The organism is Shuttleworthella sp. (assembly GCF_057251025.1).
On record NZ_DBHIDN010000009.1, the window covers coordinates 25,269 to 43,940 of the forward strand.

The 18,672-nt window shown below is 57.3% G+C and carries 14 protein-coding genes; all 14 read right to left on the minus strand.

Going from position 1 to position 18,672, the window contains the following annotated elements:
- Window positions 1-22 precede the first annotated feature (22 nt).
- Window positions 23-712 (minus strand): response regulator transcription factor, encoded by a 690-nt coding sequence (locus ACO5R6_RS03715; protein WP_485625846.1) that lies wholly within the window; start codon window positions 710-712, stop codon window positions 23-25.
- Window positions 709-2,169 carry a sensor histidine kinase gene (locus ACO5R6_RS03720; RefSeq protein ID WP_485625847.1) on the minus strand — a complete coding sequence of 487 codons (1,461 nt, stop codon included), beginning with the start codon at window positions 2,167-2,169 and terminating at the stop codon, window positions 709-711. Before ACO5R6_RS03720 ends, ACO5R6_RS03715 begins: the two co-directional genes overlap by 4 nt.
- A gap of 140 nt (window positions 2,170-2,309) precedes the next feature.
- Window positions 2,310-3,491, minus strand: coding sequence for a methionine adenosyltransferase (gene metK, locus ACO5R6_RS03725; protein WP_485625848.1), 1,182 nt, complete (start codon window positions 3,489-3,491; stop codon window positions 2,310-2,312).
- 162 nt (window positions 3,492-3,653) lie between these two features.
- The gene (locus ACO5R6_RS03730; RefSeq protein WP_485625849.1) at window positions 3,654-4,946 is read right to left on the minus strand and encodes a UDP-N-acetylglucosamine 1-carboxyvinyltransferase; all 1,293 of its coding nucleotides are present in this window, start codon (window positions 4,944-4,946) and stop codon (window positions 3,654-3,656) included.
- A 124-nt stretch (window positions 4,947-5,070) separates the two neighbouring features.
- Window positions 5,071-6,120: a peptidyl-prolyl cis-trans isomerase gene (locus ACO5R6_RS03735; RefSeq protein ID WP_485625850.1), complete on the minus strand. Its 1,050-nt coding sequence runs from the start codon at window positions 6,118-6,120 to the stop codon at window positions 5,071-5,073.
- Between the two features lie 114 nt (window positions 6,121-6,234).
- Window positions 6,235-9,780 carry a transcription-repair coupling factor gene (gene mfd, locus ACO5R6_RS03740; protein WP_485625851.1) on the minus strand — a complete coding sequence of 1,182 codons (3,546 nt, stop codon included), beginning with the start codon at window positions 9,778-9,780 and terminating at the stop codon, window positions 6,235-6,237.
- Between the two features lie 32 nt (window positions 9,781-9,812).
- A complete protein-coding gene (pth, locus tag ACO5R6_RS03745; RefSeq protein WP_485625852.1) occupies window positions 9,813-10,409 on the minus strand; it encodes an aminoacyl-tRNA hydrolase in 597 nt (198 codons plus the stop codon).
- A gap of 214 nt (window positions 10,410-10,623) precedes the next feature.
- Entirely contained in the window at window positions 10,624-11,247 is a 624-nt protein-coding gene (locus ACO5R6_RS03750; protein WP_485625853.1) for an LptM family lipoprotein, read from the minus strand.
- A 92-nt stretch (window positions 11,248-11,339) separates the two neighbouring features.
- Entirely contained in the window at window positions 11,340-13,253 is a 1,914-nt protein-coding gene (locus ACO5R6_RS03755) for an ABC transporter ATP-binding protein (RefSeq protein ID WP_485625854.1), read from the minus strand.
- Window positions 13,250-15,007: an ABC transporter ATP-binding protein gene (locus ACO5R6_RS03760; RefSeq protein WP_485625855.1), complete on the minus strand. Its 1,758-nt coding sequence runs from the start codon at window positions 15,005-15,007 to the stop codon at window positions 13,250-13,252. The genes ACO5R6_RS03755 and ACO5R6_RS03760 overlap by 4 nt, the downstream gene beginning before the upstream one ends.
- Complete coding sequence (locus tag ACO5R6_RS03765) at window positions 15,004-15,456, minus strand: MarR family winged helix-turn-helix transcriptional regulator (RefSeq protein WP_485625856.1); 453 nt, start codon at window positions 15,454-15,456, stop codon at window positions 15,004-15,006. Before ACO5R6_RS03765 ends, ACO5R6_RS03760 begins: the two co-directional genes overlap by 4 nt.
- 359 nt (window positions 15,457-15,815) lie before the next feature.
- Entirely contained in the window at window positions 15,816-16,235 is a 420-nt protein-coding gene (gene atpC / locus ACO5R6_RS03770; protein WP_485625857.1) for an ATP synthase F1 subunit epsilon, read from the minus strand.
- Window positions 16,236-16,315: 80 nt separating this feature from the next.
- Window positions 16,316-17,704: a F0F1 ATP synthase subunit beta gene (atpD, locus tag ACO5R6_RS03775; RefSeq protein WP_485625858.1), complete on the minus strand. Its 1,389-nt coding sequence runs from the start codon at window positions 17,702-17,704 to the stop codon at window positions 16,316-16,318.
- Window positions 17,691-18,656, minus strand: a complete 966-nt coding sequence (atpG, locus tag ACO5R6_RS03780; protein ID WP_485625859.1) for an ATP synthase F1 subunit gamma — start codon at window positions 18,654-18,656, stop codon at window positions 17,691-17,693. The genes atpD and atpG overlap by 14 nt, the downstream gene beginning before the upstream one ends.
- Window positions 18,657-18,672: the final 16 nt, after the last annotated feature.

Sequence of the window (18,672 nt, forward strand, 5' to 3'; positions counted from 1 at the left end):
CCGCCTTCCCTTAATTGCTATCTCAGACCCTAAACCGGTAGCCGACACCCCAGATCGTCTCAATATACTGGGGCTTGGAGGAATCCATCTCGATCTTCTCCCGGATCCGCTTGATATGCACCGTCACGGTGGCAACCTCTCCGTTGGAGCTCATGTTCCAGATCTCCCGGAAGAGTTCATCCTTGGAGAATACATGGTTGGGATGCTCAGCCAAGAAGAGGAGCAGCTCATACTCCTTGGCTGTAAAGGTCCTCTCCTCACCGTTGATCCACACCCGCCGGTCGGACTTGTCAATCCTTAGGCCGCGGATTTCCAGGCAGTCATTTTGCGCGGGAGAAGTCCCCACCAGACGGGAGTAACGGGCCAGGTGAGCCTTGACTCTGGCCACAAGTTCCGAGGGAGAGAAGGGCTTGGTCACATAATCGTCTGCCCCCAGCCCCAGCCCCCGAATCTTGTCAATGTCGTCCTTGCGGGCAGAAACCATGAGGATGGGGGTGTCCTTGACCTCGCGGATCTTCTGGCAGATTTCAAATCCGTCCACACCCGGCAGCATGAGGTCCAGGACGAAGATATCGTAGTCCCCCTCCAGGGCCCTCTTGAGTCCGGCCTCCCCGTCCGTCTCGATATCGACGGTGAACTCACTCAGCTCCAGATAGTCCTTCTCGAGTTCTGCAATAGACCGCTCATCTTCAATAATCAACACTTTGCTCATTTGACTCCCTCTTCCCGATACTTGCGCAGGACAAAATAGATCCCGGTTCCCTTGCCCGGGGTTGATCTCGCCCAGACCTTGCCCCCGTGATCCTCAATGATTTTCTTGACGACAGCCAGCCCGATCCCGCTTCCCCCGGTATCGGAATTGCGGGAGGCGTCGGCCCGGAAGGTCCGGTCGAAGATATATGGCAGGTCGTCCGCCGTAATCCCCTGTCCGTTATCCTCCATCTCCACCTGGACGAAATCGCCCACATCCTTGACTAAGATACTGATCTGCCCATCGGCGTGCCCCATGTACTTGACGGAGTTCCCGATGATATTGGAGATCACCCTCCGAAGCTGCTCCGGATCAGCGATGACCTCCGTCTCCTCCGGCAGATGATTGACATAGCCAAGGCGGATCTGCTGGTTGGACAGCTCCACCGCAAGCTCCTCGGCGCAGTCGTCGAAATAGGCTCTTGCGCTCATATGCCGGAAGTTATAGGGGATGCTGCTTGTGTCGATCTTGGTGTAGGTGGTCAGCTCATTGATCAGCCGGTCCATCTCTCCCGCCTTGTTGTAGATCGTCCGCACATAGGCCTCCTGCTTCTCCTTGGTCCTTGCGATTCCATCCAAAATCCCCTCCGCATAGCCCCGGATGGCTGTGATCGGGGTCTTTAAATCGTGGGCTATATTGGAGATCAGGGCCAGCTGCTCTTTCTCGTTCTTGAGTTTCTGCCTGGAGGAGTCCTCCAGGCGGGCCCGCATGTCCTCGAAGGCAGTCCCCAGCTGGGCAAACTCGTCGTTTCCCTCCATCTCGATCTTGAAGTCCAGGTTCCCCTCCCGGATATTCTCGGCCGCCTCGGTCAGTTTTCGGACCTTGGGAACCATGCCCGAATAGATCCAGGCGGTCAGGAAGACTGCCGTCAGGAGCAGGATGGCAAGGACCGCCAGGATGTACTGGATCACCAGTCGCTTGGCCTCCGGCAGGTCTCCCCGGGCCAAAGTCAGCAGGTAGATGCTCCCAACCGCCCCGTCCGTGGTGTAGAAGTCGATCTGGCGGACAATGGCGGAGGCGTCTTGCTCCAGATAGGTGAAGCTGTTGGCATCCCTGGCGCCTGTCCCGAAGGAGGGCAGGTGTTCCGGATCCAGATTGCTGTTCTCCGGCAGGCCGTTGAAATAGACCCGTCCCTGATAGGAGACCAGAAGGCTGGTATAGATCTTCTCTAAGTCCTCATTCTCCTTCTGCAGATAGGCCGGGTTGAGAAGGGCTGAGGGCTCGGTCTTCACCTGCCCCAGAATGGTCTCATAGGCCTTCTTGGAGTAGCGGTTCATGATCTGCATGGAATCTGTCACCAGCCCCTGTTCTTCTCCCCGGTCCAGAAAGCGGGCCCCATAGAGCAGGAGAATAGCCAGAAGAATGGGCACCACAATGACAATGGCGAAGGAAATAATCAGTCGCTTGCGAAAATTCATCATCCTCTCCCCGGCCCGGGCCGAGCCTCCGATCTCCGGAAGGCTCTCTTGGAGTGGCCGCGCCGCTGTCATAAATCATGTGTCACAATACAAAAGCCGCAAGCAGAGCTTGCGGCTTTCATTATACTATATCCGTACAGTCAAAGGGCTTTTCTCAGAACATCCACCTTGTCCAGGGCCTCCCAGGGAAGGGAGACGTCTCTTCTGCCGAAATGTCCGTAGGCGGCGGTGGATCGATAGATGGGCCGGCGCAGGTCCAGCATCTGAATGATTCCGGCCGGACGCAGGTCAAAGTGATCGCGGATCAGGGCAATCAACTTCTCATCCGAGATCTTGCCGGTGCCGAAGGTATCCACATTGATGGAAGTGGGTTCTGCGACACCGATGGCATAGCTGAGCTGGATCTCGCACCGGTCTGCCAGTCCCGCCGCAACGATGTTCTTGGCCACATAGCGGGCCGCATAAGCTGCGGACCGGTCCACCTTGGTGCAGTCCTTGCCGGAGAAGGCTCCGCCCCCGTGCCGGGCCATTCCGCCATAGGTATCGACGATGATCTTCCGCCCCGTCAGACCGGCATCCCCGTGGGGTCCCCCGATGACAAAGCGGCCGGTGGGATTGATGAAGTACTTGGTTCTCTCATCGACCATCTCCCTTGGGATGACAGGATCGAAGACATACTTCTTGATGTCCTCGTGAATCTGCTCCTGGCTAACATTTTCATCATGCTGTGTGGAGAGGACCAGGGCGTCCAGGCGGGCAGGCCTGCCCTCCTCGTCATATTCGACGGAGACCTGGCTCTTGCCGTCCGGGCGAAGGTAGGGGAGGATTCCCTCCTTGCGGACCTTGGTCAGCTGAAGCGCCAGCTTGTGGGCGAGTTCAATGGGATAAGGCATATACTCTTCCGTCTCGTTCGAGGCGTATCCGAACATCATTCCCTGGTCTCCGGCTCCGGTATCCAGATTGTCGGTCAGGCTACCCTCCTTGGCCTCAAGCGCCCGGTCAACTCCCATTGCGATGTCCTCGGACTGCCGGTCTAAGGCGACAAAGACCGCACAGGTGTTGCCGTCGAAGCCGGTTTTTCCGTCATTATAGCCGATCTCATTGACCGTCTCTCTCACAATCGCCGGAATATCCAGCTTGGCCTTCGTTGTAATCTCTCCTGTCACCAGGATAAATCCGGTGCAGGCTGCGGTCTCGCAGGCGACACGGCTCATAGGATCCTGGGCCATGCAGGCGTCCAGGATGGCATCGGATACGGCATCACAGACCTTATCCGGATGCCCCTCAGTTACTGACTCGGAAGTAAAAATTCTTCTCTCCATGATTTCCTTTCCGCTCATAAATCGAGCTATGGCTTTTCTCCTTCCCACAGGTCGGAATATAGGGGATCACAATGACCCCTGACGGCTACTAAATTACATTAGAAAATGCCCGCCTGTCAACCGTTCTGACAGGCGGGCATACATTCGCTCGAAACTGTATATTCAGCCGGCATTGGCTGTAAACTCGCGCAGGGCCTCCTCGCCGGAGACGCACTCAATGCGGGCTCCCAGCCCCCGCAGCTTCTGGTCGAAGCTCTCATAGCCTCTTTGAATGAAATGGATGTCATCCACCGTTGTGATACCGTCCGCCGCCAGACCCGCAATGACAAGGGCTGCGCCGGCGCGCAGGTCCGGAGCGGCGATCCTGGCCCCGGTAAAGCGGCCCACCCCGCGGATGATAGCGATATTCCCCTCCACCTGGATCGAGGCTCCCATGCGAGACAATTCATCCACATAGCGAAAACGGTTCTCGAAGATGGTCTCTGTCACGGTAGAAGTCCCAGAAGCCAAAGCCAGAACCACTGTCATCTGCGGCTGCATATCCGTCGGAAAACCGGGATAGGGAAGAGTCGTCACAGAGGTGGGCGTCAGAGGGCTCTTGGCGATGACCCGGACCGCATCATCGTACTCGACGATCTCGCAGCCGGCCTCCATAAGCTTGGCGCTGGTCGCCTCCAGGTGCTTGGGCGTGACATTTTTCACCGTGATATCCCCGTGGGTCGCCGCCGCCGCGCACATGAAGCTCCCCGCCTCGATCTGGTCCGGGATAACGGAATAAGTCGTTCCGTGCAACCTCTCAACGCCCCGGATGCGAATCACATCCGTTCCGGCTCCGCGGATATTCGCCCCCATGCTGTTTAAGAAGTTGGCGACATCGACCACGTGAGGTTCTTTGGCGGCATTCTCAATGACGGTCTTTCCCTCTGCCATGGCAGCCGCCATCATGACGTTGATGCTGGCTCCGACAGATACCTTATCCATGAAGATATGCGCGCCCACAAGATGGTCCGCCTTCGCTCCCATCAGGCCGTAGCTGACCTCGCATTCCGCCCCCATGGCGCGAAAGCCCTTGATATGCAAATCAATCGGACGACTCCCGATATCGCAGCCGCCGGGGAGCGCGACCTCAGCCTCCTTGAACCGGCCCAGGAGAGAGCCCAGGAGATAGTAAGAGGCGCGAATCTTCTTGATGTACTCGTAGTCCACCGTCAGACGATTGACCCGGTCTGCGGTAATCTCAACCGTGTGTCTGTCAATGCGGTTGATCTTGACTCCGATGTCCTCCATCGCCGCATTCATGACCGCGACGTCGTGAACATCGGGGAGGTTCTCGATGCGGACCGTCTCATCCGTCATAATGGCTGCCGCCAGGATCGCCAGAGCCGCATTCTTGGCGCCGGAAATGTCCACTTCGCCGTGCAGGGCAGCCCCGCCTCGAATTACATATTGATCCATACTCTCCACACCTCTATATCGCCGTCTTCTCAACGCCGCGCGCACAGCGGAAGGGCTTTGCACTCATCCATGTGTACAAAGTTCACTCTAAATACACAATTATAGTGAGTGCAAGCAATCACTGTCAAGATCCGGACTTGCTGCTGCCGGTCCCCTGCGTCTTAAGCTTCTGCCCCTTGGTCTGGAAGAGGCTGTTGAACTTGACCTTGCTCCAGGCCGCATCATCAACGGTCATTCCGGCCTCGTTCTCCCACTGCTTGAAGACCTCCTTGGCGTGGTCGGTCTTCTTCTTGGTCTCCAGGCTCTTCTTCTTGGCGGCCGTAGCGTCCGGATCGGACAGGCTGTCCAGCCGCAAGACATAGTAGCCGTCATTGTCAACCGTGATCACATCCGAGACCTTGCCGACCTGCATTTTCTCCAATTCTGTGAGCAGGGCCTGCGGCAGCTTATAGGAGCTGTCCCCCAGGTCGCTCTTCCCGTAGTTGCCGGTCTGGACCGTCTGCTTGAGCTGCTTTGCCGTTGTATCGAAATCCGCAGACCCGGACAGAGTCCTGGCCTGCTTGAGGAGTTCCGCCTTCTGCTCGTCCGTCAGATTGCTGGTCTTGCCGGTGGAAGCGTCCTGGGATGAGAAGGCGAATCTCACATAGGAGAACTTCTTCTGTCCGGCCTCATCGTCACTGACCGTCGCATCCGCCTGCCCCTCCAGGGCCTGCTCTACATAGTGGTAATAGTACTGATCCTCAAAGAAGCGGACGACATAGGCCCTGTCGGCACCCAGCTGTTTGATCGCTTCCTCGGAGTTGGAGGACAGGAATTTGTCAGCGGCCTCGTTGATCTTCTTGGCCTCTTCCTCGCTGATGCTGATATTGTAGTCCGCCGCATGCCGGCGGGCGACATACTGGTCCTTCAGGGAGCTGATGACATTCTCCTTGACCTGCTGCTCAAGGGTCTTGCCCGAGACATTCGCCGACCAGTAACTGTCTCCGTAGTAGCTGCGATAGCTGGTGTCGTACTGAGCCTGGAGGAGCCGGGCAACGAAGTTGCCGTAGCCGAGTGTCACGGGGTCCCCCTGATTGACCTTGATCAAGCTGGCCTTGGCATTGATTCCGCAGCCGGTCATCAGAATCGCTCCCGCCAGCCCCAAGGCTGCCAGGGAAGTTACTGTCTTCTTCATCCCCATTCTCCTATGATCTGCGGGCGCGCCCCGCCTTCTTCGCATGACTTAATGTTCTTATTATAGTCGTCTGTCGCCGGACAGACAAGATAGCGGTTCTCCCTGCCTCTGCCCTTAGGCCTCCCTCTCCACAGCCAGCTCCCGAAACTCCTCCACGAAGCTGCGCAGGGCGTCTGGAATCTGCCTGGTCTCAAACCTTGCATTCTTTCCGAAATCAAGTTCCAGCCGTGGGGCTTCGGGATCTGCCGCAAAGCACAGATAAGGCTGATAGCGGCTGATCAGCTGTGGAATCACTGCGGGATTGATCGGGGCCCTGCCAAAGAGGGTCAGGGTCAGCTTCCGCTCCTTCTGTTTGACCTCTCTGATCCAGGCCCTGTGGGCTTCGGCCTTAAAGAGGGCGATCCAGAGCAGATTCTGGACCGGTCGCCCTGGTTCTCCGAAGCGGTCGATCAGCTCTTCCAACATGACGTCGTGCTCCTCCTGACTGCGAATGTCGGCAATCCGCTTGTAGATCTCCATCCGCTGGCTTGAGTCCGGCACATAGGACTCAGGCAGGTAGGCGTCCATGGCCAGGTCCACGGTAGTCTCGAAGGGCTCATAGATCTCCTCTCCCTTTTCGTGGCGGACCGCCTCCGCGAGCATCTTGCAGTAGAGGTCGTAGCCCACGGACTCCATATGTCCGGACTGGCTCTCTCCCAGGACATTTCCGGCCCCGCGGATCTCCAGATCCCGCATGGCGATCTTAAAGCCGCTGCCAAGGTCCGAGAATTCCTTGATGGCTGCCAGCCGTTTCTCCGCCACTTCTTTTAAGATCTTGCCTTTTCGGTACATGAAGAAGGCATAGGCAGTGCGGTTGCTCCGCCCCACTCTCCCCCGCAGCTGATAGAGCTGAGAGAGGCCCATATTGTCCGCATCGTCAATGATGATGGTGTTGACATTGGAGATGTCCAGACCGATTTCAATAATGGTGGTGGAGACCAGGAGGTCGATGTCTCCGTCAATGAATTCCACCATGATGTTCTCCAGTCGCGTCTGCGACATTCTCCCGTGGGCATAGGCGACATTGGCCTCCGGAAGAAGTTGCTGCAGGCGGGCCGCCATATCGGCGATCTGGGCAATCCGGTTATAGACATAATAGACCTGGCCTCCCCTGGCCATCTCCCTTAAGACCGCCTCCCGGATCATTTCCTCATTGTGCTCGAAGACGAAGGTCTGGATCGGAGTCCGGTCCATGGGAGGCTCATCCAGGATACTCATATCGCGGATTCCAACCAAGCTCATGTGCAGGGTTCTGGGGATGGGCGTCGCGGACAAACTGAGGACATCCACATTCCGCTTCATCTGCTTGATCTTCTCCTTGTGCCGAACCCCAAAGCGCTGCTCCTCATCAATGATGAGGAGGCCCAGATTTGAAAAGGACACATCCTTGGACAGGACCCGGTGGGTTCCGATGACGATATCCATCCGGCCGCTCGCAAGCTCCCTTACGGTCTCTTCCTGCTGACTCCTGGACCGAAATCGGCAGAGCAGGCCCACTTTGACCGGATAGGAAGCCATGCGACTGGTGAAGGTGTCGTAGTGCTGCTGGGCCAGAATGGTCGTTGGGGCCAGGTAGACCACCTGCTTGCCCTCCTGAACCGCCTTGAAGGCGGCTCGAAGAGCGATCTCCGTCTTCCCGAATCCCACGTCTCCACAGATCAGGCGGTCCATGATCTTGGGACTCTCCATATCCCTCTTGACCGCCTCTATGGCCTCCAATTGGCCCTCGGTCTCCTCATAGGCGAAGGCCTCCTCGAACTCCTGCTGCCACACGGTATCCGGTCCGTAGCAGAAGCCCTTGTCCTTCTGGCGGACGGCATAGAGCTCCACCAATTCTCTGGCCACAGACTCCACGGCCCGCTTGACCCTGGACTTGGTCCTGGTCCATTCCGCACCCCCAAGACTGTTGAGTTTAGGTCTCCTGGCCTCGGGTCCGGCATACTTTTGCAGGAGGTCCAGCTGGCTGGCCAGAATATAGAGAATCCCGGAATTGGCGTACTCGATCTTGATATAGTCCTTCATGACCTGATCCACTTCGATCTTCTCCATCCCGCGGTAGATTCCAAGGCCGTGGTTCTCGTGAACCACATAGTCCCCCTCCTTCAGCTGGGAAAAGGAGGCAATCGCCTCTCCCTCGTAATGCCTCTTCCGGTGTTTTGGGCGCCGTCTCCGCCCGCCGAAGAGGTCCTGCTCCGTCAGGAGGACGAACTTGGCGTCCGTCAGGACATAGCCCTCTGACAGGCATCCGATCGTAACCATAATCTCCGACTCCTGGACGGCATGCTCCGGATCCTCGGTGTAGAAGACATTGAGATTCTCCTGGAGAAGATCATCCGCCAGGCGGTGAGCCCTCGTCCTGGAATTCCCGACATAGATCACTTTGTCATGGTTTTTCTTGTATCTGCGCAGGTCTTTGAGTAAAAGCGCATAGGCGTTATGGTAGACCGCTCCCTGTCCCATGCGGATCTCCACATGTTTTCTGACGCCCAATTCCTCTCCCTGGCCCTCCAGAGCAGAGAGAAGGATCCCCCGCCTTCCCCGCAGCTTGGCCAGAAGATCGGCATTGTCATAGAGCATCGTGAGCTGGCCGGGCAGAACATAGCCCGACTCCAGCCGGTGCGCCATAGAATCGGTGAACTCCTCCGTAATGACCCGGCCTGACTCCGTTAGCTGGCGGAAATCATCCAGGAAGAAGATCCCCTCCGGCGGAATATAGTCAATCAGGGATACCGTCTCGTCTGTGAAATAGGTCAGATGGGATTCGATCTGCTGGCTGCCGAAGCCCCCTTGTACCTCCTCTGAGATCTGGTCTGCAGCCGCGCGGATGCGAGCGGCCTCTTCTGTCCGAAAATCCTCTCGATACCGCTGGCCGATTCGGTCCGCGTCTGCCCGGATGGCCTCCAGTCCCCGGCGGACCTCCTCTGCGGACAGAACAACTTCCGCAGAGGGCACAATGTGCGTGGTCTTGATCGGGTCTCTGTCCGCGTAGGAGACCTGGCTTTCCGGGTCAAAGGGACGGATGGTGTCCAGCTCGTCATCCCAGAGCTCAATGCGGATGGGGTCGTCATCCGTCAGGGAGAAGACATCGATGATTCCGCCCCGAATGGCAAACTCCCCCGGGTGCTCCACCCTGGCTACCGGCTCGTAGCCGATCCCGATCAAGGCCCTCCGCCACCGGTCCACCGGCATGATCTCCCCCTGTGAGACCCGGATGACCTTCTGATCATAAGAGGACAGAGGGGGGAGCTTGTTCATGAGCGCGGACCAGGTCGTCACGATGACGGCCTCCTGCCCCTCCCGCAGGGCCTCTACCACCTGCAGTCGCCGGCGCGTCAAGACGTTGGACCGGATATCGGACTGATAGAAGAGGAGGTCCTTGGCCGGATAGTAGAGGACCCGGTCCATGAAGAATTCCAATTCCTCGGCCAGCTTCCCGGCCCTCTTCTCGTCCCGGCAGACGACAAGGCGGACGGGATAGGCCTCCCCCAAGCCATAGATCAGATGGGCTCTGGCCGGATCAAGGCACCCATAGACATCATAAAAAGCTCCGCCGGCCCGTAAACTTCGGCGAAGTTCCCGCATGTCTTCCAGTCTCTCAAAGGGCTCTGTAAATGCTCGCATGTCTTCTCTCATTCCTTCATGGCATCATTCCCTTAATCGTTCATCGGATGCGACCCGGTCGGCCGCATCCCATTGTATCGGTTCATCGCCTCCGATATCTGTCCAAGAGCGATCATAACAGCGGCCTCCTCTGCATGCTCCTCCCCCCGGGCCAGGGCTTCTCTCTCGTCGGGACGGACTCTTCCCAGAACGTGCGAGATCATATCCCCCCGGACCGGAAGCTTGCCCACACCGATGCGGACTCTCGGAAAGTCGTCTGTCCCCAGGCAGGCAATGATGCTCTTTAATCCGTTGTGGCCGCCGGCAGACCCCTTCCTTCTCACCCGAATGACGCCGCAGTCCAATGTCACATCATCTGAGATCACAAGGAGGTCTTCTTCCGGATCCAGCTTGTAAAAATGCATCATTGCCTGCAGGGACCGGCCTGAGTCGTTCATATAGGTCGTCGGCTTGACTAGAAGAACCGGGATTCCTTCGATGAGGCCCCTGCCGAAGACCGCCTCGAATTTGATCTCGTTCAGGGGAATCCGGTAGCGGTCTGCCAGTCGGTCGATGGTGTCAAATCCCGCATTGTGCCGGGTGTGCCTGTATTTCTCCCCCGGATTTCCCAGTCCGGCTATGATATACATGAAGACCTCCTCCGCTTCTCTGTCTGATTTCTCGGTCTATTGTAGCCTATTTTCTCCGCCTCCGCAGATCCTTTTTCTGCACGTCTGATCCGCTCCTTTGCCTCCCCTGGAGCTCCCCCTGGCCGGAATTAGAAGAGCCCCGCGCCTTCGCGCGGGGCTCTTCCCCTGGATCCGGGTCGGACAGGCCGTCATCCGGCACCGTCCTTGCCATCTCTTACTTATTCTTGACAAAATCGATGTGATCGATCTTCAGACTGCTGTCTGACACCTTGATGGTGATGCTTCCGTCCTTGTTGATCTGCCCCTTATCCAGTCCCAGCTTGGAGCCGCTTGTGACGAAGGTGACCTTGTCCCCGGAGACCTTGTAACTTCCCTTGGAGTTGACCTTCATTCCGCTTGTCACCTCCTTCTGCATCGCCTCTTCCATGGCCTTAAGCATCTGATTCTTGAGCTCATCGTAAAAGGCCTGGGTGCTGTCATAGCCGGCACTCTTGACCAGGCTCTCCGTAATCTGACTCCGGTCCAGGTTCTGCTGCTTGAGCGCCTCATCGACAATCTCATCGAAGTGGTCTGTCGCATACTGCTTGACATCACTGATCAGCTTGTCGCTGTCTAAGGAGACGGTGAAGTTCTTCTTGTCCAGCGTCATCTTCAGGCTGATGTTGATGTTCTCCATAAAGCCCTTTGTGACCGGATCTTGCGCCTTCTCGACGGTCCCTTTGATGTCGCTCATCTTGACGGTCGCCGTGTATTCCCCTGAGATGTCCTTCTGCCCGCATGCTGCGAGAGCAAAAACCAGAGTCAGCGATGCCATGAAAAGAGCCAAAATTTTCTTCATAGGTCAGGTCCTCTCTTTCTTGAATGCATGTTCACTGTATCATAGATTTCCCGGAAATAAAAGAGATCCCGTCTCTCCTCTTCTGCCTTGCCTCAATCATTGACGATTTTCCCCGTGTAGAGCTGATAGTACTTGCCCTGCTGGCGGATCAGATCCTCATGGCTGCCCCGCTCTATGATATGCCCCTGCTCCATGACCATGATACAGTCTGCATTCCTGATGGTAGACAGGCGATGCGCAATGACAAAGGAAGTCCGCCCCCGCATCAGGGCGTCCAGGCCATTCTGGACCAGTTTCTCCGTGTGCGTATCGATGGAAGAGGTCGCCTCATCCAGGACCAGAACCGGGGGATTATAGATCGCCGCTCTCGCAATAGCCAGAAGCTGTCTCTGCCCCTGGGAGAGATTGGCGCCGTCCCCGGAAATCACAGTGTCATAGGCCTCCGGCAAGCGGCGGATGAAGCCGTCTGCATTGGCCAGCCTGGCCGCCGCGACAACCTCCTCCATACTCGCGTCCAGCTTGCCGAAACGAATGTTGTCGGCAATACTGCCCGTAAATAGATGCGTGTCCTGGAGGACATAGCCCATGGAATGGCGCAGGTCCTCCTTCTTTATCTTATTGATATTAATGCCGTCGATCCGAATCTTGCCCTCGCTGATATCGTAGAAGCGATTCAGGAGGTTTAAGATCGTTGTCTTCCCGGCTCCGGTCGCTCCGACGAAGGCCAGCTTCTGTCCCTTTTCGGCATACATGTCGATGTCGTAGAGGACCTGCTTGTCCGGCAGATAGCCGAAGTTCACCTTGTCGAAGGTCACCCGCCCCATCTGCCAGGTATAGCTGACGCTTCCCTGCTCCCGATGATAATGCTTCCAGGCCCAGCGGCCGGTCCTCTCTGCGGTCTCCACCGGATTCCCCTCTGAATCCGCCCTGGCATTGACCAGACGGACATAACCCTCATCTTCCTCCTCGCCCTCATCCAGCATGTCGAAGATGCGGTTGGCCCCCGCCATGGCCATGACAATGAAATTCATCTGCATGGAGACCTGGTTGATGGGCATGGTGAAGGACCGGTTGAAGGTCAGGAAAGAGGCAAGCCGCCCCAGGGTCATGCCGGCAAGCCCCGTCATCGCGAGGAATCCTCCGACCACTGCCACCAGGACATAGGAGAGATTCCCCAGCTGTCCGTTGACGGGCATGATGATATTGGCGAACTTCCTGGCATTGTCCGCGGAGTGAAAGAGACTGTCATTGAGCTCTACAAAGCGGTCAATGGACGCCTGCTCGTGGTTGAAGATCTGAACCACCTTCTGGCCGCTCATATACTCCTCAATGTGGGCATTGACCCCTGCGATGTCTCTCTGCTGCGCCCCATAGTACTTGCCCGACTGCCTGGTCAGCCTGCCTGTGATAAAGAGCATCAGGCCGACCATGGCCAGGGTGACCAGGGTCAGGGGGATGGAGAGGATGATCATGGAGATCAGGGTCGCCACAATTGTGACTGTGGAGCTTACGATCTGGGGAATGGCCTGGGAGATCATCTGCCGCAGGGTGTCCACATCATTGGTGTAGATGGACATGATGTCGCCATGGCTGTGGCTGTCGAAATAACGGATGGGCAGGTCCTCCATGTGCGAGAAGAGCTTCCGCCGGATCTTGTCCATCATCCCCTGGGTGACCCTGGCCATCAAAAGGCCCTGGGTCAGGACCGCGCCGATGCCGACAGCATAGAAAGCTGCCACCCTGAGCATGGCTCCCAGAAGAGGCCCGAAATCCGCCGCCTGTCCTGCGGATACCTGCCTGGTCAGGGGAAGAATATAGCTGTCGATCAGGGTCTGAATGAAGAGATTGCCCTGCACATTGGCAAATACGCCAAGAAAGATACACATGATCACCAGCGCCAGGTGGAAGGGGTAGGCCGAAAAGAGAAGCCCGACCAGGCGCTTCAGGACCGCGAAATTGGCCCGGCTAGCCCCGGCGGTTCTCCTGCCTCTCTTAGATTGATTCATGCGTCCTCACCTCCATTCTCATCGAAGTCACCGTTTCCTCCCCCGGTCTGCGCCTCATAGATATCGCGGAATATCTCATTGGTCTTCAGGAGATTCTCCGGCCGGTCGAAGGCATTGATTCTGCCGTCATCCATAATCATCACCCGGTCGGCGTCCAGGACCGAGGAGACCCGCTGGGAGATGATGATCTTGGTTGTCTCCGGGAGTTCCTCCCGGAAGGCCTTGCGGATTCTGGCGTCCGTTGCGGTATCGACCGCCGAGGTGGAGTCGTCCAGGATCAGAATCCGGGGCTTCTTCAGAAGAGCTCTGGCGATGCAGAGCCTCTGCCGCTGGCCGCCGGAGACATTGGTTCCTCCCTGCTCGATAAAGGTCTCATAGCCCTCCGGAAAGCGGTCAATGAACTCGTCCGCGCAGGCGATCCCTGCCGCCTTCCTGATGTCCTCTTCCGTGGCATTCTTATCCCCCCAGCGAAGGTTCTCGGCGATTGTCCCGGTGAAGAGGACATTGTTCTGAAGAACAACGGACACGGCATCGCGCAGGACCTTGAGATCATAGGCTCTGACATCATGGCCGCCCACCAGGAGACTTCCCTCTGACACGTCATAGAGGCGGGAAATCAGGTTGACAAGAGAGGTCTTGGCAGAGCCGGTCGCTCCCATGATCCCGATGGTCTCCCCGGACTCGATCCGGAAATTCACGTCGGAAAGGACGAAGTGACCGGCCCCCTTCTTATAGGCGAAGTTCACATGGTCGAAGCAGATCTCCCCGCTCGGGACCTCCATGAGGGGGGCCTCTGGGTTGACGATCTCGGGCTCCTCGTCAAGAACGGCCGTCACGCGCTCTGCGGAGGCGACGGACATGGTGATCATGACGAAGACGAAGGAGAGCATCATCAGAGACATGAGAATGTTCATGGAGTAGGCAAGAAGACTGACCAGTTCTCCGGTTGTAAGCTCCGAAGAGACGATCATATGCGCGCCGAACCAGGAGATCAGGAGGATGGACCCGTAGGCCGCCAGATACATGGCCGGAGATCCGATTGCAATCAGAGACTCCGCCCTGACGAACATCTTGCGCAGGGCCTTCGAGGTCCTGGAGAAGACCTCCTTTTGGGTGCGCTCCCGGACGTAAGCCTTGACCACCCGGATTCCCGTGACATTCTCCTGGACAGACTCATTCAAATTGTCATACTCATGGAAGATCCGGGTGAAGAGCCTTCGTACGACGAAGATGAGCAGGGCCATCAGGCCGGCCAGAAGGAGGACAATGACCAGGTAGATGCTGGCCAGCCTGGCGCTGATATAGAAGGCCATAATCATGGCAACAATCATAGAGGCCGGTGCCCGGACTGCGATCTGCAGGAGCATCTGATAGGCGTTCTGGAGGTTGGTGACGTCCGTGGTCATGCGCGTGACCAGGGAGGCCGTGGAGAAGTGGTCAATATTGGCAAAGGAGAAGGTCTGCACCTTTCGAAAGAGGGCCTCCCTCAAATTGCGGGCAAAACCGGCAGAGGCCCTTGCCCCGTACTTGCCGCCCCCACAGCCCGCGAAAAGTCCCACCAGGGCCATGAGGATCATGCTTCCCCCGTAGAAGAAGATCGCCGACATGCTCCCCCCCTGGACGCCCTGGTCCAGGATCTTCCCCATCTCAAGGGGAATCATCATCTCCATGGCAACCTCCAGGAGCATGAAGAGGGGGGTGACTATGGAAGCGCCCCTATACTCTTTCACCTGTCCCGCTAACTTCCTGATCATGACTCCTCCTCGAAATTCCTATTCATCTGACGAAGGACCCGGATAAAGCAATCCAGGTCGCTCTGCTTGATCTGTCCCTTCAATCTGCGCTCCAGCTTCAGAAAATGTTCATCGGACCTCTTCTGGAAGTCCTGTCCCTTCTCGGTCAGAATCATTTTCTTCAGACGCGCATCCCGCTCAACCGAGACCCTCTGCAGGAGTCCCGCCCCCTCCAGGGTCTGAACCATCCCGGTGATGGTGGACTTGGCCAGGGGGGTCATGGTCTCCAGATCTTTCTGATAGACATCCCCCTTCCGCCCCGCAATCAGGCTTAAGAGCCAACCGCACTTGGCCAGCTCCTCCGGGATCCCATCCTCCCGGTTCGCCCGCTTCAATTCCTCCCGAATCCGCTTGGCAAGCCGGTAAACAGACAGGCCCAGCCAGCTCTCCTCTTCTCTCTTGCACATCATCGGCCCCTCCTCATCCGTATCCGCAGAGGGCAGCGGTTCTGCCCTCCCCGGCGGTTCCTCCGACTCATCTCTCGGACTGTTTTCTCTGCGCGATTTCTCTTCAACCGCTTGACCTGAACCGGTTTCCCTGAAGACTTGCTCAGGGAACCCTTCTCTGTCAATCTGTTCTTTCTCGAACCGTTCTTTCCCGAACTGTTCATAATTGAATTATATACTAGGCGCATTCTCCCCGCCTGTCAAGGATCTTTTCACCCGCTTCTGCTGCAGTCCGGGGGACAAAAAATCACCCGGCCGGCTGACTGCAGGTCTCCTGCAGGCCCGGTCCGGGTGACCTTCCCTATCGCTCTTATCCGTGACGATCAGTGCATTTCCTTGCCCTTGAACTTGAGTCTGGAGAGGGCCCTTGCCATGGCGGCCTGGGTCATATGGTACTCTCTCTGGCTCTGCTGCTGCCGCAGGCGCTCCTTGGCCCTCTCGAGGGCTTCCTCCGCCCTTCTGGCATCCAGCTCGGCCTCGGTCTCGCAGGTCTCCACCAGGACAGTTGCCCGGTTATTGGCGAATACCATGGACCCATAGCCTGCGACCACGTCGATCCACTCCCCGTCCCCGGTGCGAATCCGCAGTTCTCCCGGGGAAATCGCAAGGATCGCCTGGCTGTGGTGGGCCAGAAACTCCTGCTGGCCGTCCACCGTCTGCACAATCAGGGCCTCAGCCTGATCATGATAGAATTTTTTGTCTGACGCGATCACGCGCAGAAAGAAGGTTGCCTGATCAGCCATAGCCTGACTCCTTAAGTCACTTATCCCGGTCTCTCCCGTCCGCCTCCGGCAGCCGGAACAAGACGTCTGCCTTTTGTCTTCTAAGCCTCTTCCTTGGCCTTCTTTGCGACATCGTCAATTGTCCCGCAATTCATGAAGGCGCTCTCCGGATACTCATCCATCTGTCCGTCCAGGATGGCCTTGAATCCGCGGATGGTCTCCTCCAGGGGCACGTACTGGCCCGGGATTCCGGTGAACTGCTCGGCGACGGAGAAGGGCTGGGAGAGGAAGTTCCTCACCTTCCTGGCCCGATAGACGGTCAGCTTGTCCTCGTCAGACAGCTCTTCCATTCCCAGGATCGCGATGATGTCCTGCAATTCCTTGTACTTCTGCAGTACCTGCAGGACCCGCTGGGCGGTCTCATAGTGGTCCTTGCCGACAATGCTCTCCTCAAGGATTCTGGAAGAGGATCCCAGAGGATCGACGGCAGGGTAGATTCCCTGCTCGACGATCTTACGGCTTAAGACCGTCGTCGCATCCAGGTGGGCGAATGTCGTCGCGGGGGCGGGATCCGTCAGATCATCCGCAGGCACATAGACAGCCTGGACAGAAGTGACCGAACCCGACTTGGTGGAGGCGATCCGCTCCTGCAGCTCTCCCATCTCATTGGCCAGGGTGGGCTGATAACCCACGGCAGAGGGCATCCGCCCCAGAAGAGAGGATACCTCTGATCCGGCCTGGACGAATCGGAAGATGTTGTCGATGAAGAGGAGGACATCCTTGTGCTCCACATCCCTAAAGTACTCCGCCATGGTAAGGCCTGTCTCGGCTACGCGCATACGGGCTCCGGGCGGCTCATTCATCTGGCCGAAGACCAGGGCGGTGTTCTTGATGACGCCGGACTGGCTCATCTCCGAGTAGAGGTCATTGCCCTCACGGGACCGCTCTCCCACCCCGGTGAAGATGGAGTAGCCCCCGTGCTGGGTTGCGATATTATGGATCAGCTCCTGGATCAGGACCGTCTTCCCGACGCCGGCGCCTCCGAAGAGGCCGACCTTACCGCCCTTGGCATAGGGGGCGATCAGGTCAATGACCTTGATTCCGGTCTCCAGAATCTCCTGCACCGGGTTCTGGTCCGTGAACTTGGGCGGCCTGCGGTGGATCTCCCACTGGTCTCCACTTGTGATCTGGTCTTTGCCGTCGATGGTATCTCCCAGGACATTAAAGAGACGACCCAGGTTCTGTTCTCCTACCGGAACCTCGATCCCCGCGCCCGTCGCCAGAACGGGCATGTCCTTCTGCAGTCCCTCGGAGGCGGACAGCATGATGCAGCGAACCGTATTGTCACCGACATGCTGAGAGACCTCCATCACTGCCTTCTTGCCGTGGTTATCCACCTGCAGAGCTGACTTGATGATCGGAAGAGGTTCCTCCGCAAATTCCACATCCACGACAGGTCCCATGACCTGCACAATCTTACCGATTTGCATCCGGTACAACTCCTTTCCTATGCTTCTTTCGTTCCGCGGCTTCGGCCAGCTGCTGGGCTCTGGCCTTAGCTCCCGCTGCAACTTCTGTGATCTCCTGGGTGATCTGCGCCTGCCGCTCTCTGTTATAGAGAATATTGAGCTCCTGCATGAGTTCCTGCCCATTCTTATTGGCACTGTCCATGGCCTGCATACGGGCGGAGTGCTCCGCGCAGAAGGACTCGACCAGGGCCGAATAGATATAGCCGGTCAGATAGTCCGGAACCACATTGTAGAGGAGCTCCGAGGCGTTGGGTTCCAGTTCAAAGTCCTCCTGGATCCCCATGACCGCCATGGCCTCTCCCTGATTGAAGGGCTTTGCGTCAAGCCGGATCAAGGGAAGAAGCTGGGTCATATTGCACTGGATCTCCACAGAATTCTTCATGGAGGTGAAGACGATAAATACCTCATCTATCTTCTCCCCCTCAAAGAGATCCAGCATCTCAAAGGCGATATTTCTGGCTCGTCCCAGGGTCGGCTTCTGCGCCGTATAGTGGAACTCGCCGTCGACCTCAATCTGGTGCTGGAGGAAGTACTGTCTTCCCACCTCTCCGACCGTAAAGAGCATCCCGTCTTTGTGGTCCGCCAGAAGTTCCTCCGTCAACTTGATGATGTTGTGATTGTAGGCGCCGGCCAGCCCCTTGTCCGCGGTCACGCAGATAATCGCTCTGCGCAAGCCCCCCTCCTGCCGAAGCTTCTCACGATTGTCCAGATAGGGATGGTGGAAGCCCTCCGGCAGATGACGGATGACGCGGGCAAACATGTCCTGCAGAGCGTAGAAATAGGGCTCGGTGGCTGCCAGGGATTTCCTGGCATTATTCATTTTCGTAGACGAAATCATATACATGGCATTGGTGATTTTCATCGTGTTCTCAATGCTGCTGATCCGATCTCTGATCTCACGTATCTGGCCCATGAAATTCCTCTGTACT

Coding starts and splice junctions, on each gene's coding strand:
- ACO5R6_RS03715 (WP_485625846.1), bottom strand. CDS start 712: ATGAGCAAAGTGTTGATTATTGAAGATGAGCGGTCTATTGCAGAACTC.
- ACO5R6_RS03720 (WP_485625847.1), bottom strand. CDS start 2,169: ATGAATTTTCGCAAGCGACTGATTATTTCCTTCGCCATTGTCATTGTG.
- metK (WP_485625848.1), bottom strand. CDS start 3,491: ATGGAGAGAAGAATTTTTACTTCCGAGTCAGTAACTGAGGGGCATCCG.
- ACO5R6_RS03730 (WP_485625849.1), bottom strand. CDS start 4,946: ATGGATCAATATGTAATTCGAGGCGGGGCTGCCCTGCACGGCGAAGTG.
- ACO5R6_RS03735 (WP_485625850.1), bottom strand. CDS start 6,120: ATGAAGAAGACAGTAACTTCCCTGGCAGCCTTGGGGCTGGCGGGAGCG.
- mfd (WP_485625851.1), bottom strand. CDS start 9,780: ATGCGAGCATTTACAGAGCCCTTTGAGAGACTGGAAGACATGCGGGAA.
- pth (WP_485625852.1), bottom strand. CDS start 10,409: ATGTATATCATAGCCGGACTGGGAAATCCGGGGGAGAAATACAGGCAC.
- ACO5R6_RS03750 (WP_485625853.1), bottom strand. CDS start 11,247: ATGAAGAAAATTTTGGCTCTTTTCATGGCATCGCTGACTCTGGTTTTT.
- ACO5R6_RS03755 (WP_485625854.1), bottom strand. CDS start 13,253: ATGAATCAATCTAAGAGAGGCAGGAGAACCGCCGGGGCTAGCCGGGCC.
- ACO5R6_RS03760 (WP_485625855.1), bottom strand. CDS start 15,007: ATGATCAGGAAGTTAGCGGGACAGGTGAAAGAGTATAGGGGCGCTTCC.
- ACO5R6_RS03765 (WP_485625856.1), bottom strand. CDS start 15,456: ATGATGTGCAAGAGAGAAGAGGAGAGCTGGCTGGGCCTGTCTGTTTAC.
- atpC (WP_485625857.1), bottom strand. CDS start 16,235: ATGGCTGATCAGGCAACCTTCTTTCTGCGCGTGATCGCGTCAGACAAA.
- atpD (WP_485625858.1), bottom strand. CDS start 17,704: ATGCAAATCGGTAAGATTGTGCAGGTCATGGGACCTGTCGTGGATGTG.
- atpG (WP_485625859.1), bottom strand. CDS start 18,656: ATGGGCCAGATACGTGAGATCAGAGATCGGATCAGCAGCATTGAGAAC.